The sequence below is a fragment of the Corynebacterium sp. HMSC072A02 genome (genome assembly GCF_001810085.1).
Lineage (GTDB): Bacteria > Actinomycetota > Actinomycetes > Mycobacteriales > Mycobacteriaceae > Corynebacterium > Corynebacterium hesseae.
In genome coordinates this window covers 1-390 of sequence record NZ_KV799846.1, presented here as the reverse complement: position 1 = coordinate 390, position 390 = coordinate 1, and the positions used below count along the sequence as shown (strand labels likewise).

1 protein-coding gene is annotated in these 390 nt (G+C 49.7%); it reads left to right on the top strand.

Annotation, left to right across the window (positions count from 1 at the left end; all coding sequences use genetic code 11):
• Window positions 1–64 precede the first annotated feature (64 nt).
• Window positions 65–390, top strand: a 326-nt coding sequence (locus HMPREF2698_RS05225; protein WP_141748927.1) for an IS3 family transposase, incomplete at its 3' end; no start/stop codon positions are given.

Here is a 390-nt window from a genome sequence, read left to right as displayed (position 1 = left end):
GCAACGCGAGCAGAAAAGTTCGAACTAATGCAGCCAGAGCAAGGCGAACTACAGCATCAAACGCATGGCACGACTATTAAAAGTATCTCGGTCTGGATACTACAAATGGGCTCATGTGCAGCAGAAACGACTATCCGGAAAGGATGATCGGTCAGCATTTTACGATGATGTTGACCGAAAGATTCATCAGATTTGGAAAGACTCCGATGAGGTTTATGGTGCTCCTCGGATCACCGCAGAGCTCGCCGAGCGCTACCACATTTCGCTTAACCGTAAGACTGTGGCGAAGCGGATGCGCATGATGGGCATTGAAGGGATTTCACCGCGTGCCTTTGTCCCAGTGACTACAATCCAAGCCAAGCGTAAGTCAACTCTTCCTGACCTGGTCAA